Origin of the sequence: Xenorhabdus sp. PB62.4, assembly GCF_014467285.1 — a bacterium.
Classification (GTDB): domain Bacteria; phylum Pseudomonadota; class Gammaproteobacteria; order Enterobacterales; family Enterobacteriaceae; genus Xenorhabdus.
This window is the reverse complement of sequence record NZ_NKHR01000007.1, coordinates 82,267-97,393: the sequence shown is the minus strand read 5'-3', so window position 1 is coordinate 97,393 and position 15,127 is coordinate 82,267. Positions and strand designations below refer to the sequence as shown.

At 41.1% G+C, this 15,127-nt stretch carries 10 protein-coding genes; 2 read left to right on the top strand and 8 right to left on the bottom strand.

Going from position 1 to position 15,127, the window contains the following annotated elements:
* Window positions 1-13 precede the first annotated feature (13 nt).
* On the top strand, window positions 14-757 hold the full coding sequence (locus Xenpb_RS08645; RefSeq protein WP_187653956.1) for an SDR family NAD(P)-dependent oxidoreductase: 744 nt from the start codon (window positions 14-16) through the stop codon (window positions 755-757).
* 51 nt (window positions 758-808) lie between these two features.
* Here Xenpb_RS08645 and Xenpb_RS08640 read toward each other — a convergent pair whose 3' ends face one another.
* The 4 genes from Xenpb_RS08640 to Xenpb_RS08625 form a co-directional block, all read right to left on the bottom strand.
* Window positions 809-1,609 (bottom strand): energy transducer TonB, encoded by an 801-nt coding sequence (locus Xenpb_RS08640; RefSeq protein WP_187653955.1) that lies wholly within the window; start codon window positions 1,607-1,609, stop codon window positions 809-811.
* Between the two features lie 24 nt (window positions 1,610-1,633).
* A complete protein-coding gene (locus Xenpb_RS08635; RefSeq protein WP_187653954.1) occupies window positions 1,634-4,594 on the bottom strand; it encodes a TonB-dependent receptor in 2,961 nt (986 codons plus the stop codon).
* 60 nt (window positions 4,595-4,654) lie between these two features.
* Window positions 4,655-6,127 carry a porin family protein gene (locus Xenpb_RS08630; RefSeq protein WP_187653953.1) on the bottom strand — a complete coding sequence of 491 codons (1,473 nt, stop codon included), beginning with the start codon at window positions 6,125-6,127 and terminating at the stop codon, window positions 4,655-4,657.
* 88 nt (window positions 6,128-6,215) lie between these two features.
* Window positions 6,216-6,956 (bottom strand): Slam-dependent surface lipoprotein, encoded by a 741-nt coding sequence (locus Xenpb_RS08625; protein ID WP_187653952.1) that lies wholly within the window; start codon window positions 6,954-6,956, stop codon window positions 6,216-6,218.
* A gap of 559 nt (window positions 6,957-7,515) precedes the next feature.
* Between Xenpb_RS08625 and Xenpb_RS08620 the strand changes: the two genes are divergently transcribed.
* Window positions 7,516-8,280 (top strand): GNAT family N-acetyltransferase, encoded by a 765-nt coding sequence (locus tag Xenpb_RS08620; RefSeq protein ID WP_187653951.1) that lies wholly within the window; start codon window positions 7,516-7,518, stop codon window positions 8,278-8,280.
* Here the strand turns inward: Xenpb_RS08620 and Xenpb_RS08615 are convergent.
* From Xenpb_RS08615 to Xenpb_RS08600, 4 genes are all read right to left on the bottom strand, one after another.
* Window positions 8,277-9,668 carry a porin family protein gene (locus Xenpb_RS08615; RefSeq protein ID WP_187653950.1) on the bottom strand — a complete coding sequence of 464 codons (1,392 nt, stop codon included), beginning with the start codon at window positions 9,666-9,668 and terminating at the stop codon, window positions 8,277-8,279. The genes Xenpb_RS08620 and Xenpb_RS08615 overlap by 4 nt on opposite strands.
* A 138-nt stretch (window positions 9,669-9,806) precedes the next feature.
* Window positions 9,807-10,517 carry a Slam-dependent surface lipoprotein gene (locus Xenpb_RS08610; RefSeq protein WP_187653949.1) on the bottom strand — a complete coding sequence of 237 codons (711 nt, stop codon included), beginning with the start codon at window positions 10,515-10,517 and terminating at the stop codon, window positions 9,807-9,809.
* Window positions 10,518-10,727: 210 nt separating this feature from the next.
* On the bottom strand, window positions 10,728-11,822 hold the full coding sequence (locus tag Xenpb_RS08605; RefSeq protein WP_187653948.1) for an MFS transporter: 1,095 nt from the start codon (window positions 11,820-11,822) through the stop codon (window positions 10,728-10,730).
* 93 nt (window positions 11,823-11,915) lie between these two features.
* Window positions 11,916-14,735 (bottom strand): aldehyde dehydrogenase family protein, encoded by a 2,820-nt coding sequence (locus tag Xenpb_RS08600; RefSeq protein ID WP_187653947.1) that lies wholly within the window; start codon window positions 14,733-14,735, stop codon window positions 11,916-11,918.
* Window positions 14,736-15,127 lie beyond the last annotated feature (392 nt).

Sequence of the window (15,127 nt, the reverse complement as noted above, 5' to 3'; positions counted from 1 at the left end):
AAAGGAAAATGTCATGTTGACGTTTATTGTAACGGGTGCTGCCAGTGGAATAGGTTATGCGGTCTGCCAGAAATTGCTGACGGCTGGCTATCAAATTATTGCTATTGATATTAATCATGAAGGTTTAAATAAACTGGCGGAACAATTTCCGGGTTTAATTGAGACAGTTCAAATTAACTTAGTTGATGAAAATGCCATAGCTAATCAATTGATGCCTTTGCTTAAGGAGATCAAATTACAGGGAATAGTTATTAGCCATGGTAAAGATAATGACAATGAAATTTGTGATAATGATATTTGGGATTCGATATTGGCGACCAATCTGCATTCAGTCCAACGCCTATTGTCGAATGTTGTGCCCAATATCATTTCTGGAGGCAGAATTGTCATTATTTCGTCTATTCTTGGTAAGGCAGGAAAGAAACACAATAGTGCTTATTGTGCATCAAAACATGCTTTGCTTGGGTTAACGAAATCGTTGGCTTTGGATTTGGCAGAAAGGCAAATTACCGTAAATGCGGTATTACCTTCTTGGGTAGATACACCAATGTTGTTGGAAGGATTAGAGCCACAGGCAAAACTGCTTGGATGTTCAACATCGGCTTTACTCAGGCGCATCGAAAAACGGATCCCGCTGAAGCGATTGGTCAGCCCTGAGGATGTTGCCAGTACCGTAATGTTTTTCATTTCTTCAGACGCAGCCATGATTACCGCCCAAGGGTTGGTGATTGATGGCGGGGATGGATGTGGCGCATAAAGGTTAGCCACAATGACGAAATCCTCGTTCCCTTTGGGAGCGAGGATTGTTTTATCTCAACGCAAAATCGAGTGTTAATGTAACATCCGGTTCCATGCCGACAGGTCTGGGGCCAACTGAACTGGCACGATTAACGGCATTGAGTGCAGCGTTATCTAATGTGCTGTTACCGGAAGAACTCACCACGCTGGCAGCGCTTAATGTACCATCATCAAGCAGGGTAAAGTTGATCATGACTGCTCCTTCCTGCTTCATCCTTTTTGCCTTACGGGGGTAGTCTTTGTAGCGTTCAATTTCCTGCCGCAGTCTTGCTTGGTAATTATCTACGGCACTGTTTCCTTGCCCCACTAAAGGCTGTGAAGTTGTAGCCCGGCTGATACTGCCTTCTGAATGAATTTGATCACTGCCATTGGTTTGTTGCTCTGTATGACTATTTTTCTGTACTTGTGGTGATTGAACAGGCTTCGTCTCTGCCACTTCTTGCGGCTTTTCTTTCTGCTGTTTTTGGCGTTTCTTCGGTTTCTCCACTTTATTTTCAGGGTGAACCGCCTTATCCAGCACGATTGCCGGTTTGGCCGGTGATTCCGGTGCCGTCAAAAGTGGGAACGGGAGAGAAACCGGTTCCGGTTTATTCTCCTGAGATGGGGCGGCCACCATCGTAATGGATAGCTCCGTCATAGAAGCGTTGTTGTTGATATGATGGGCAGTATCATCATACGAAGCATGTCGGTTTAACAGCCATATCAGACTGGTATGCACTAAAATGGCAATCAGGATACCAGTCAGAAAGCGTTTTCCGAGTATCAGTGAAGAATTAGCGACTGAATTATCCAATATGGCTGCGTTGGTCATACGATCCTCTAATAAAACAAGCCGCTAGAACTGACTGGTTAGACTGAGTTTAAAGGTTCTGCCCGGCGCTGGTATCATCGAACGGGTCAACGGATCGAGATAATAGCGGTTGGTCAGGTTTGTGCCCGTCAGCTCTACCGATATGGCTGGCGTAATTTGATAGCTAATATAGGCGTCAACGGTGAATACCGGGTTCCAGCGCATTGGGTTGTTGGACTGCCCTTTATAATCATCCGGCAAAACATTCATCAGCCACTTTTCATCTTTGTTTTCTGCCTTGCTGTGGTAGAGCATCCGGCTGCCTAACTCCAGTTTTTCATCAAGCAGACGTGCGCCGACGGTCAGGTTAGCTGAGTATTTAGGCTGGATGGAGGTACGTAAATAACCACCGGGAAAACCGCCATCAATACATTCAGGAATGCCGTAGCGATTTTGGGAATCCATTCTCATAACTGAGTTATGGTCACACACCTTGTTTTTCATGTTATAGACCAACCCCATATCGGTGAAGAAACTGCCATTATCGTAACGCGCCTGTAGTTCCAGACCGGCCAGTTTCTGTTTATCTAATTGGGAGAATTTATAGGTATTATCCCTGTCGAAAACATTCTCAATGACCGTGTTGTAGTAAGAAAGTTTAATATCGGCATGGCGTTCAGCTTCGACCACTTGGCTGAAATCATAGACTAAGCCGACTTCTGCGGTTTTGGCCCGTTCAGGTTTGAACTGTTGGCCTACGCGGTTAGTTTTGGCACCTGAAAAACCGACGGTATCTTCAAAAATACTGGGCATTCTGACCGCTTCGGCATAACGGGTATAGATACGGAAATCGTCGGTGACATAAGCGGTAGCAGAGAAGGTCGGAGCCCAAGCGTGATCCTTACGTTTTGACGGTGTTTCCCAGGGATCGTCAACTTCAGGTCCTGCTATACCATTTGCATTAACCGTTGTGCCGTATTTATATTTATAAACTTCTTTACCGCTTATTGGGTCGATAACCTTTTCATTCATATCCAGTTGACCATTGAAATAGGGGTTATCGCTTTTATTGAGCTGGCCGTTGTTGGGATCGTAATTCCAAGTGAATTTTTCTTCAGCCATCCAGTATTGCCCATCGCGTAAAGTGGTTTTCTTTGCTTTTATCTTAAAGTACTCTCTCCATATCTTACGGTGCTCTTTTTTTTCTTCTTGGCTCATCTGAGATAGTGGTTTTCCATGCATTTTTTGGATTATATAAGCCTCTCTTTCGGTCGGTATTCGGAAATAACTCATTTGATGCCCAATGATTTCCTTCTGTTTTTCGTAACGTTCATCTCTTGCGGCGCGTCGTTCAGTGAGAAAATCATCTTTAGACCAATAGGAAACGCGTTTGGCTCCAGCGCTCAATGCCAGCCATGAAGTAGGACGCCAGTCAAAGTTAAAGGCAAGATTGATTTCCTGACGTTGCCCTTTTCTGGCAGGTGACTGGAAGAAATACATATTATAGGGATTGTAGCCATCACTGGAGTTAAGGCGCTCACGTTGGAAATTCCCCATCAAAGTCAGATCCAAATGACGGGTGAGTTCAAATTTATTTGAGATATCCAGCCCCCAACGATTATTTTGAGCATTGGTGACAGAGGTATTTATCAATGTGCCATCAATATTGGGGTTCCTGCCATCGGTGCCGTGTTCCCATTTATAATCTCTGTCAACCGGGCTACGGGGATATCCACCTGCGGTGTTGGTGTTACTCGTCGTGCGGGTTGTCCACAGATTCATGTCGAAATCGATATAGGGATTATTGACGGGATGCCATTTATAGGTCAGGTAGGCGGCTTGTTGACGGGCATTGGCTAATGGCCATTGGGGAACCACATTGTCTTCAGCAAGTACCATTGCCAGCCTTGAAGGCATAATATCGCCGAATTCCATTCGCGTATTGCGGAAACCCAGTTGCAGGGCTTGATCATCGGTAACATGCCAAGTGTTTTTTATTAATACAGAGCGCATTTCACTGGAAGTATTGGGAACTTCATTGCCGGGGCGATAAATACGGGCCGCAAATGGCAGATAAGGATCTAAACTGTTTAATGCGCCTGTCATGAGTTTTTCATCAGCGGCTGTGATTGGTTCATCATAACGATGAGCACCTCCCTTGCCGGCAAAATAGTTACCCTGACGGCGATAAGCATAGGCCAGCATCAAATCAAAATATTCCTGCCGTGTGCCCACTGCGAGACGGAACGCATTATCTTTGAAGCCAAACAGCTTATTGTCTTTTGACGAATGCGGGGTAATTTTCAATGCAGGATCGGTTTCGGCATCGTTGTGAACAAAATCGGGAATGTCACGGTAGTCCTGCCCCAATGACAGGGAAGGAGTACGTTCTCTCACGGAGTTGCTGCTGGTTTCCAGTTTGGCGTTGATGCCAAAAGTTTCCCCTTGCGGTACGACATCATCAATGGTTAATGTTTTGATGGATACTGCACCACCGATTGATCCTTTAACTCTGCGGTTCAAAGAGGGGCCTTTTTCGATTTCTATGCTACTGATCAGGTTTGGATCGATGTAGTTGCGGTTATTGGCACCATGATAACCCCGTCCTACGGTAATCGCCTGTTCCGTACCATCAATCGTGACGGGAATGCGTCCCTGTCCCTGAATGCCACGGATATTGATATCTAACGCGCCACCATTGCGGGCATCGCCACTGTATACGCCAACCGCGCCTTTAATTAAATCGGCGGGAGAAGTGCCCTTATAGCGTTCTATTTCCTTTTTGCCGATATAAATATTGGCGATATCTTTGTCATAGACCGCGTTATACCCCTCTTCATCTTTATCACTTTTATCTGTGACATGAATCTTGCCCAGATCCGTCTTGCCGCTTGAGGTTGTGACTGTCGGTTTGGATTCGGCAAACAGGGGCGGGGCGGCCAGTGAAAATGCCAGTGACAATGCAATTGTGATAGGGGTGAATTGTGTTTTAACTCGGTATGCCATTGATATCCCTCGCCTCTATTTGTCGATTATCATCAAAAATAAAAAATCATCAGATTTTGATTAAAAATATTTTTCCAGCCTTATCAGCACTTCGTTTTTGTTATAGCTGTACAACCAATCCACATTGCTGTGATTGTGTCGATGGCGGAAGGTGAAAGAAGGTGTCATCCCCCATATTTCAGCGGCAGGGACTTTAATGACGGCGGTATAGATCTGTTCTGTATCCTGACGTTTGGCATTCAGCATTGGACTGAAAGCGCCAAAACGGCGTTCTTTCAGCGTGGCAAACAGTGAGCCATTAATGCCGGGATAGAGTTGTCCGGCGATGCCTGCCCGAACGCCCCATTGCTGATAGCGATCGACGGCATACCGGTCGTTACCCCGATAAAGCCAGTCGCCGCCGCCAAACAGCACAAAGTCTTTGCTGATGGCATGGGATAGGGTGAGGTAGGTTGAGGAAAGATCACCATCTTTCCGACGGAGATTCTGCTGATGGCGTAGCTGCTTATGCTCAAGTTCAACATTGAGGGCTGTTTTATTGGTAAATGCCCATCTCCACTCTGTTTTAGCTCCTGTGGCACGGTAATAGGTATCTCCTGCACGTTGTTTATATTCAAACAGGGGGCCAAAAGAGAAATCATGGTTCTTACTTTTATAGTTGTAGCCACTGACCAGCAGGAATGTGTTTTCATTTTCATCATGGTGATCACGGTAATTTTCACCATAAATCAGGCCACGACCAAAAATGCCATGATGGCCAGTAAGTTGATAGCGCCGGCTTAATGTTGCGTCATAAGACATGCCCCATGCTTTGATGGCTTTGGGGATATCCATCTTATTAACGCATTGATTTTTTGAGTATTGCTGACAAACGGAACCCTTATCGGAAGACATATTCACATTATCGTTATAGGCGTAACCCGCTGAAAAAGAGCCGCGCCAGCCATTTCTCAGCTCTATCGCTTCCAGATAGCTGTTAATGTTCTTCAAGACGGCTTCGGGTAACTGCTTTTCTTCATTCAATCCAGTAAATAGTTGCTCAGCTTCCCGATTGTTATGATCCTCAAAATAGACACGGGCCAGTTCCAGTTTAATACGGGGAAAATCGGGTTGTTGATTCAGAATCTGTTGGTAATGGTAGGCAGCGAGATCTAAGTCTCCCTCAAGACGTGCCAATCCACCTTGGGCAAAATTGACCAACATAACATCATGCCCCGGCAGTTTTTGGTAAGACGCCAGAAAGCGTTTGACGTCCGGCCACTGCTGGTGGTTAATGGCAAGGAATAAAGCCTGACCGATATCATCAATATTATTTTCAACCTGAAATGTTTGCCCATTAATCACAATCAGTGAAGCGTCATTTCCAATGAAAACAGGATCTGGTGTAATCAGATTGGTTTCATTTTCCTGTTGGTTATGTTGTGCTTCCTGCCAGATTTTTCGTGGAGTATCTTCATCGGCATAAACGGGCAGGGAGAGGCATAGAGCCATCAGTGCCACGGATAATATTGGCGTTGTTCTATTGTCAGACATCGGGGAAACCAGACCAAAAAGCTCACGTTATTAAAAATAAAACAGAGAACAGCGCCAGAAATGGCACTGTTCTCTGAAAAATTAATGTTTACTGTTTAGAACCACCAAAAGCGGTATCTTTGGTGCTGTCATCAGCAAATTTCGCATATCCCGCCAGGCTGGATGCGCTGTCGCCAAAGAAGTGGCCTTCCGTTTTCCCAATTAAATCATCAGTCATGGCTACGCCTTCAAATTTAGCGTCAGCATCGATATTGGCATCAATATCTATTGCCATCGCGGTATTTGCCAGTGAACCAACCAGTGTTTTCTCACCAAAATCTGCGGTAAATGTACCGGACAGCGCATTGTCACCGCTGTATTGGTTAATACCTGTCACCGTATAAGTTGCTGTACCGTCGGTTGGAATATTGGTGGTTACGTCCTTGCCTGCATAGTAAACGGTGTGGGTGCTATCCGATGCTTTACCCGTTTGAGACCATTCACCAAAGTAAACATCTGCATTGGCAACTTTACTGAAATGGAATACCCCCATACCGCCGTGAGAGCCGGGTGCGCCTGCCATTGAGATATTATGAATACCATTGTTGTCAGCAGGTGCCATGCGAGTCAAACCCGCAAAGCCCGTGATTTGACCACCATAAACGGAACTGACACCAATACCCGGTTCACCACCTTTGCCGCCGTGTGGGCCTGAGCCGGGTTTAGTTTCACCAACCTGAATGTGTGGTGTAGTATCTATCTGGCTCTGACCAAATCCAACCGCTGCCTGAGCTTGTGCCATAAATCCCAATGCACCTAAAGCGGCGACTAATACGTTTATTTTTTTCATGATTATCCTCGTTTGGAATGGGGGATCCCTCGTTACCCAATCTTAAAAACGGCCTGATTTATTGCGCGAAAAAAACGTACACTGTTCAAATGATAATGTAAATGATAATTATTACTATTTGTGTCGGTTTTTGTGGGGGTTAATGATGATTTTTTTGTACAATTAATTGAATTTTAATTATTTATTTTGTTTTTTGATGCGAAAGGAATAATCTAAATTTTTGCTAAAAATGTGATACAGTTAGATTTAATCACCTAATATTATTGTGTTATTAACAATTTGATTATCAATAAAATAATAACCATTGCAACTAAATGTTAATGAGATAAGTATTCATGTAATTAATTTTATTAAATTGGGTTTTATTTTTCTTATTAAGGGTAATTAGCGCCTGGTTGTATAAAATAATCGCCTATGATTAAATTAAATATCAAAGAATAACGTAACGATATATTGTTAACTTGTTATTCTGTTTTCTGATGATAAGAAATTTAAATATATTTTTTCTATGAGTTTTATCTATTTTTCTGGTGAAGAAACTTTTAATAGGAGCTTTATCATGGAAGCAAAAATCATTATTCAGTCTGCTGAGGAAAGGACAGATCTTGAAGATGCTATTGATACGCTTATTTATAGCAATTGGCCTGAATTTATGCATCATGATGCAGTTGCTGAACAATATCGGCATAAATTATATGAACCTGATTTCAGCCGCTTCCAAAAATTGGCCATCCTGCAACAGGGGCAGGAAGAGCGTCTGATTGGTCTGCTGGATTCAGTCCCTTTTCCCTGGGAATATAGTTCATTAGATCAGTTGCCCGATGAGGGATGGGATGCTGTGCTCCATGCGGGTGGAGAAGCAAAGGGAAAGAAAAAAGCCAATATGGTGTCAGCGCTGTCCGTAACGGTTGATCCAGAATTCAGAGGCCAGAATGTGCCTGCTTTACTCATCAATAGCGTAAAACAAACCGCTCGTGAGGCAGGATTGGATGGGCTGGTTGTTCCCGTCAGGCCAAGTTTGAAAAGCAAATACCCTTTGCAGGATTTTGTACAGTATTGTGAATGGAAAAATGACAAAGGCGAACCGTTTGATCCGTGGATCCGCACTCATTGCCGCTTGGGCGCAAAAATCATCAAGCCAGCCCTCCGTTCTATGGATATTTATGGCACAGTGGAACAGTGGCAGGAGTGGACAGGGATGAAATTTCCGCAAAGCGGGGAATACATCATTCCGGGCGGTTTAGTGCCATTGGTGGTGGATGCTGAAAAACAGATGGCCTATTACATTGAACCTAATTTGTGGGTGTTTCATCGCCTCGACTAAAAATATTTCTCTAGTTGTATCTGTACTTCGTTTTTCTCATAGCTGTACATCCAGCCCACATTGCTGTGATTACGTGAGTGGCGGAAAATTAAAGATGGTGTCATACCTAATATCTTGGTGGCAGGGAATTTAATGGAAGCAGTATAGATCTGTTCATCATCCTGACGTTTGGCACCCAATAATGCGTTGTAGGCTCCAAAGTGTTGTTTTTTCAGTGTGACAAACAACGCACCATCAATGCCGGAATAAAGCTGTCCGGCTATCCCCGCAGTGATTCCCCATTGCTGATAGCGTAATGCGGGTTGTTGATTGTTCCGATAGCTCCAGCTAGGGCCACCAAACAGAACCAGCCTATTGTTGATAGCATGAGATAGGCTGACATAAGATGAGGAAAGAGTGCCATCTTTACTGCGGTAAAGCGGCTGATAACTCAATTGCTTATGTCCAAGTTCGACGTTGAGCGTGGTTTGGGGGGTTATAGCCCACTGCCATTCTATTTTTGCACCAATGGCATGGTATTTGGTACTTCCTGCCTGTTGTTTATATTCAAATAGGGGACCAAAGGATAAGTCATGGTTCCTGCTTTTATAGTTGTAGCCACTGACCAGCGAAAATATATTCTCGTTTTCATCGTGGTAATGGTGATAGTTTTCACCATAAATCAGTACGCGACCAAAAAGACCGTGATGGCCGATAAGTTGGTAACGGCGGCTTGACGTAGCGTTATAAGTGATCCCCCATTCTTTGATAGCTTTTGGTACTTTCCGTTTATATACGCATTTATCTTCCTTGAAGATCAGGCAAATCGGTTCCTGATTTGGAGATATATTTATATTATCGTTATAGACATAGCCTAATGAGAATGAACTGCGCCAGCCATTTCTTAGGGTTATTGCTTTTATATAACGGTCGATGTTTTTCAAAACCGTTTCTGGTAATTGTCGCTGTTTACTTAATCCATCAAATAACTGTTCAGCCTCCCGGTTTTTGTCATCTTCAAAATACACACGAGCCAGTTCCAGTTTGATGCGCGTGAGATTCGGTTTTTGGCGTAGGATCTTTTGGTAATAAGAGGCTGCGAGCGTCAAATTCCCCTCAAGGCGCGCCAGCCCACCTTGAGCGAAATCAACGAGTAGCGGGTTGTACCCGGGCAGTTTTTGATAGGCTGCCAGAAGACGTCTAACGTCTCGCCACTGTTGATAGTTGATGGCAAGGTATAGTGCCTGACCAATATCTTTAAGTTTTTGATTATTAAGTTGTTGAGTGTTAATTTTTTGACTATACCGTGCTTCTTTCCAAAGTTTGTGGTTAATATTTTCATCGGCATAAGCTGATAAGGCGAGGAATGAAGCCAGTAACAATATAGGAAATTTTCTCTTGTCAGCCATAGAAAAATACCTTCATAAAGCCCATTTTTTTGAAAAGGAACAGCAACATAGACAGAAAAAAAACAGGGCTAAGAAAAGCAGATGAGGAAGAGAAAATAACAGCGCCATTTTAGGCACTGTTATCTGTAAAATTGACAATTACTTTTTAGTACCGCCGAAAGCAGTATCCTTGCTCCTGTCGCTATCAAATGTGGCATAACCTGCCAGGGAGGAGGCTGAATCACCAAAGAATTTTCCCTCGGTGCGGCCATTAATATGACCATCGGCAGTGGCATTACCTGAAAATCCGGCATCAGAGCTATTTATGTCGGCATCAATGTCTATCTTTCGTGAACGGTTGCTTAGTGAACCCTTCAATTTTTGACGATCAAAGTCTGCGGTTAATTCACCGGAAAGGGGATTATTACCGTTATATTGGCTAATGCCTGTCGTCGTATAGATTGCAGTGCCGCCCTTTGGCATATTTGTTGTTACATCTTTACCGGCATAAAAAACAGTATGAGTTTTATCCGATTTATCGGGGGTAGTTTGCGCCCATTCACCGAAGTAAACTTCTGAATTGGGAACTTGAGCGATATCGGCATACTGGTTTTTACTTGTCCCGTCCTCCAGCTTGAAACGATAGACGCCATTCTTGTCACGTGTAGCTAACATTTTCAGATCGGAAGCAGAGAAGAGTTCACCATTGTTATATAAGCTAATGCCAATGGCGGGTTCGCCATTTTTCTCTCCGATTGTAAGGTGTGGGTCAGTCTCTGTTTGGCTTATACCATACCCAACTTTTGCTTGAGTCTGTGTTATCAATCCCAAAATACCTAACACAGCGATTAATATGTTGATCTTTTTCATTATTAACCTCACTGAGCATAAAGAATATGTTGTTATCCCGTCATAAAAATACCTTTAGCTTTCCGTTTGAAATAAATTACACCCAGTAAATAGTCATGTGAATCATAAGTGACAGCATGTTGTCATTTTGTTAAGTTTTGTTGTGTGATAGAACGGATAAGACAACTCATTAAGAGTTGCTTGTTTTTTACTGTGAGGAAGGGAGAGAATTTATCCTGATTTTCTGTCAAGTATAGGTTTTCCGGGAAACCAGTGTGAAACTATAAACAATAACCCAATAGAAATAAGGGTAATAATAAATCCTTTTTCGTTAAATAAATCCATTGCTACACCGGTTACTAAGGGACCGGTAAGGCTGCCAATTCCCCAAATGACACCAAATAAAGCGTTTATGGCAATTAACATCTGACCAGAATATTTTTTTCCTGCTCTTACCAATGACAGGGTATAAATACCTCCACCAAATGCTCCCATTATGATGACATCAATCCATAAAAAAATGGAATTTACTGTAAAGGGTAATGCTAATAAGGAAAGAGTGAAAATCACTCCACAAATCATATGAATCTGTTTCAAATTGGTTCTGTCGGCAAGCCAACCGATAGGAACCTGAAAAATAGCATCCCCAAGAAAGATTAATGTTATCAATGCAATGGTTGTTGTCTCGGGGAGACCTAATGACAAGCCATACAATGGAAACATGGATAATGCCACTGCATCAAAAGAGGAAAAGCAAAGAACCCCAATGATAAGGCAGGGGGCTGACATGATTAATGGTAATACGGGAAACCTGCTGTTTTCTTCTTCTGGTTGTGACGATATTGACGCAGAAGGGTTTATCAATATAAGGGCAATGCAAAAGAGGGCAAGCATAGCCAGTAATATTGCAGGAATCAGTGAAGTTATGCCAAATATCGAAATCAGTAATGGCCCTGACAATTGGCATCCGGTGAATGCTGAGGTGTACAGCCCCATTAGTGTTCCCCTGTGCTTGTCACCGGTATTACTGCTGATCCATGATTCTCCGATAACCACTATGACGCCACAGGCAAACCCCATCAGAAATCGGGGAATAGCAAGATAATATATTTGGTTTAACTGAACAGAAAATAAAGTTGAAACCGTAAGTAGTATTAAGCTAAAGCCCAATAACTTATTTAAACTATACCGACGGGCTAGTATGGGGGTCACCATGGAAGAAATCAGCATTCCTACAGCAGGTAGTGCCGATATGATTCCCAGTAGTGTTGAAGTGTGTTTTTGTCCGGCTAGCTTTAAACTGACCATGGGTAATGTATATCCCATAGCTAACCCTACGAGAGATGCTCCCAATATGATGGACACCATATATGATTGATTAAAGCCGGATGTCATTTTTATCTCTTTACTTATAGCTACTTATAGTTGTGGTTTGACCAGATATTGATATATATCCCTTTGTGGTAACGTGCTCCCATTAATTCTATTACCATCATACCAAAGGCAGGATGCTGCTGGCCCTTGTCCACCGTATGGAAGATAACCACGTTCTTCCAAATGTAGATCCGTATTATTGAGTATGCTTTCCGGTAAGTGTAACTTTTTATTTAATTCATTACTGATATAATTGCTTGTGCCAAATAAAGAAATATACATAGCATTGGCAGGATAACTTGGATTGGAAAAATAATCATCTAGATTTTGATCTTGTTGGTATTTCTGCAAAAAGAAAACAGGAGCAAAAAATTCTTTGTAATTCCCACCCATAGAAAGCGATTTTTCAAAGATAGTGGGTTTTATCATGCCAGTTATCGGATTTATTTCTCCACCATAAGTACAATAATCCCGGTTTATTTTAAACATTGATGCGATCTTTATACAATGGTCTATATCGCTGTTAGGGCCTACTATATTATTATGATCGGAATAAGATCCTACTTTGTCTTCAATATCTTTCAAGCTGGTAATTAAATTATCCCTGAATAAATCATATATATCATTGTGTACTAATATAGCATTTGGCCCGGCGCAATCTTGTCCCTGATTATAGAGAACAACCCGTTTGGCGCTTTCAATAGCTGTATTGATATCTGCATCCTTTGATATGATTAATGGGTTATGTCCGGCACCATTTAAGATAAACAAGGTGTTTTTCCTGAAATGTTTTCGAACCTTAATTGCATTTTCTGGCGTCCCTGTAAATATAACGGCATCAGTTACATTTACCCTTTTACTTAAAAAAATCTCTTTGTTTTCATAGGAAATTGAAAGTGATGAAGATATTTTTGATAGATCAATAATATTCTCAAACTTTTTATAATGAAGGTGCATCGCTGTAGGAGGGCGGATACAAACATTTTCAGCCATGAGAGAGGGAATAAAACCAAAACATACAGTCGCATAAATGGGTTGGTTAAGAGGCAGGAATGAGGTGACACCATAAATATTCTGGTTAAAATATTCTTTGTTTTTATCAATATGTTCCAGGACATCCACGGAGCGATAAATTTCATCTTCAGTGACCATTTTACATTGATATCCTGATAAGGCATCAATCAGGGCATTGCTATTTTCTTTTAACTGTAAAGACAGAGCGTCACATTTTTCTTTGATTTGATTGAAATCAATCTTGCTGAGTAATTTTGCCATTTTTATTTCGTTAACCTTATCTTTATTTATCTTCATGGAAGATCCAGTTGTTTTTATTTCATTGCGAGTTTCTTTGTTTTCTGAGGTTATTGTGTGTGGATTGATGAAGTGTTCAATGATATCTTTTGTATCATTTATTTTTATCCATGTTTCAATTCTGGGGCCGCAGATATCACCAAATAATCCTCTGTAAAGTAATATCCATATTTGTGATGAATCACGTTCAGGAAAATTTTTTGTGAAAGAGGAATATATAAGTTTTAAAATATCTTCCTTAGATAAAGTTTCTTCTTGTTTTATTGATTCGGCAATAAATGAGAAATAATCCCTTTCTCGCGTTGTTGTTAATCCATGGTTATTGTGTTTATTAGTCTTTGAATAATAATTGTAACTAATTATAAGTTCATTTTCTGATATGGTTTCTCCATGTCTCCGATATAAATCAAGAAATTTTCTTGCAGAGGCGATATTAGTGGGTTTTGATGCTTGTAATATTCTGGATATTTTGAAAAAAGATAAGCGCTTTTTGTTTTTATTGGAGATATTTACTTGGTCGTTTAATTTAGGTGATTGTTCTATATAAAATTTAGTGGATTTTTTGGGATCTTTTGATAAGTGGGTCTGGATGGCTTCGTGTGTAAGAAGATTTTTGGCATCATCCAGAGAGAAGCCATTACCTTTTGATTTAGATATTTTTTTCCCTGAAGCATCAAGAAAAAGACCATATCTATAAAGACGTGGTGCAGGCTTATGCAATGTGGCGAAGATTTGTCGGGCAACAGACGCTGAATCTGTCAGATCCTCACCATACATTTCAAAATGAATATTCCTATAGAGTAAACGCATACTCCAATCCGCTTTCCACTGAAGTTTTGCTTTTCCATTAAATACTGAAACCGTTTGTTCTTTGTCTAAAATCTCTTCTTGATAAAGCTCTTGCAGCTCTACACCATATTCATGCCCGGGCTTATTAACTATTTCATCTGAGGGTATATAATAAGTTATTTCTCCATTATTACTGTCTATATTTGTTATAATAATATGCTCAAGGACTTTTCCTGTTTTTTCAGAAATCGGCATTATAATATTATAGGTTCTTTGTCTTAAAAAACCTGTGGATTCTTTACATATTTTATTTATACTGAAAAAGTTTTCGAGAAATAATTTTATTAGAGAATTATAATCTCCATTTTTATAGGCCAGAGAATTTCTTACTATATTACAATCTACATTATACGCTTTAGCTAATACAGATAATCGGCTTTCGGCCATCGCTGAGAATGAAGAGTAAATACCGAAAGGATCTGGGACTTTATTTACAGGCAGTCCTAAGTATGGTTTTAGTTTTTCTGGATTGGGAACATTGGATGGAATCTTTCTTAAGGAGTCTAAGTCATCTGAAATTAAATAGAAATTTACCTCTCTACCCAGTCTGTTTAGTTCATTTTTGATCAGGTTAGTGCGAATGATTTCACAAAGTGTTCCTATGTGAGGTAACCCTGTTGGCCCGAACCCGGCACTGATATTAATTTGTTTACCATAGGGTATGGCGTTGTTTATTTTCGAGGTTTCCTCAATGTACCATTTCATGGATAACTGGCTCCTATGTATGGTTATATTTTTTCATAATAGCATTAAAGCCAATAAATGAAATTTAAATTGGTGATTGTTTATATTTTGTTTTTTATGATTGGTAATTCATTTCTTAATTTTAGGTAAATTTACCTGAAATAATAATATATTGTTAACTTGTTGTTTTCTGTGGCGTTAACTACAGACTTTACATTTTATATTACAAAACTGTAATGTGAGAAGGGAAAGCTATTTAATGGGAACTTTATCATGGAAGCAAAAATCATTACTCAGTCTGCTGAGGAAAGGACAGCATCTTGAAGATGCTATTAATACACTTGTTCATTAGATCAGTCGCCCGATGAAGGCTGGGATGCTGTGCCGCAACTTGAAACCTGCTGAGTATAATA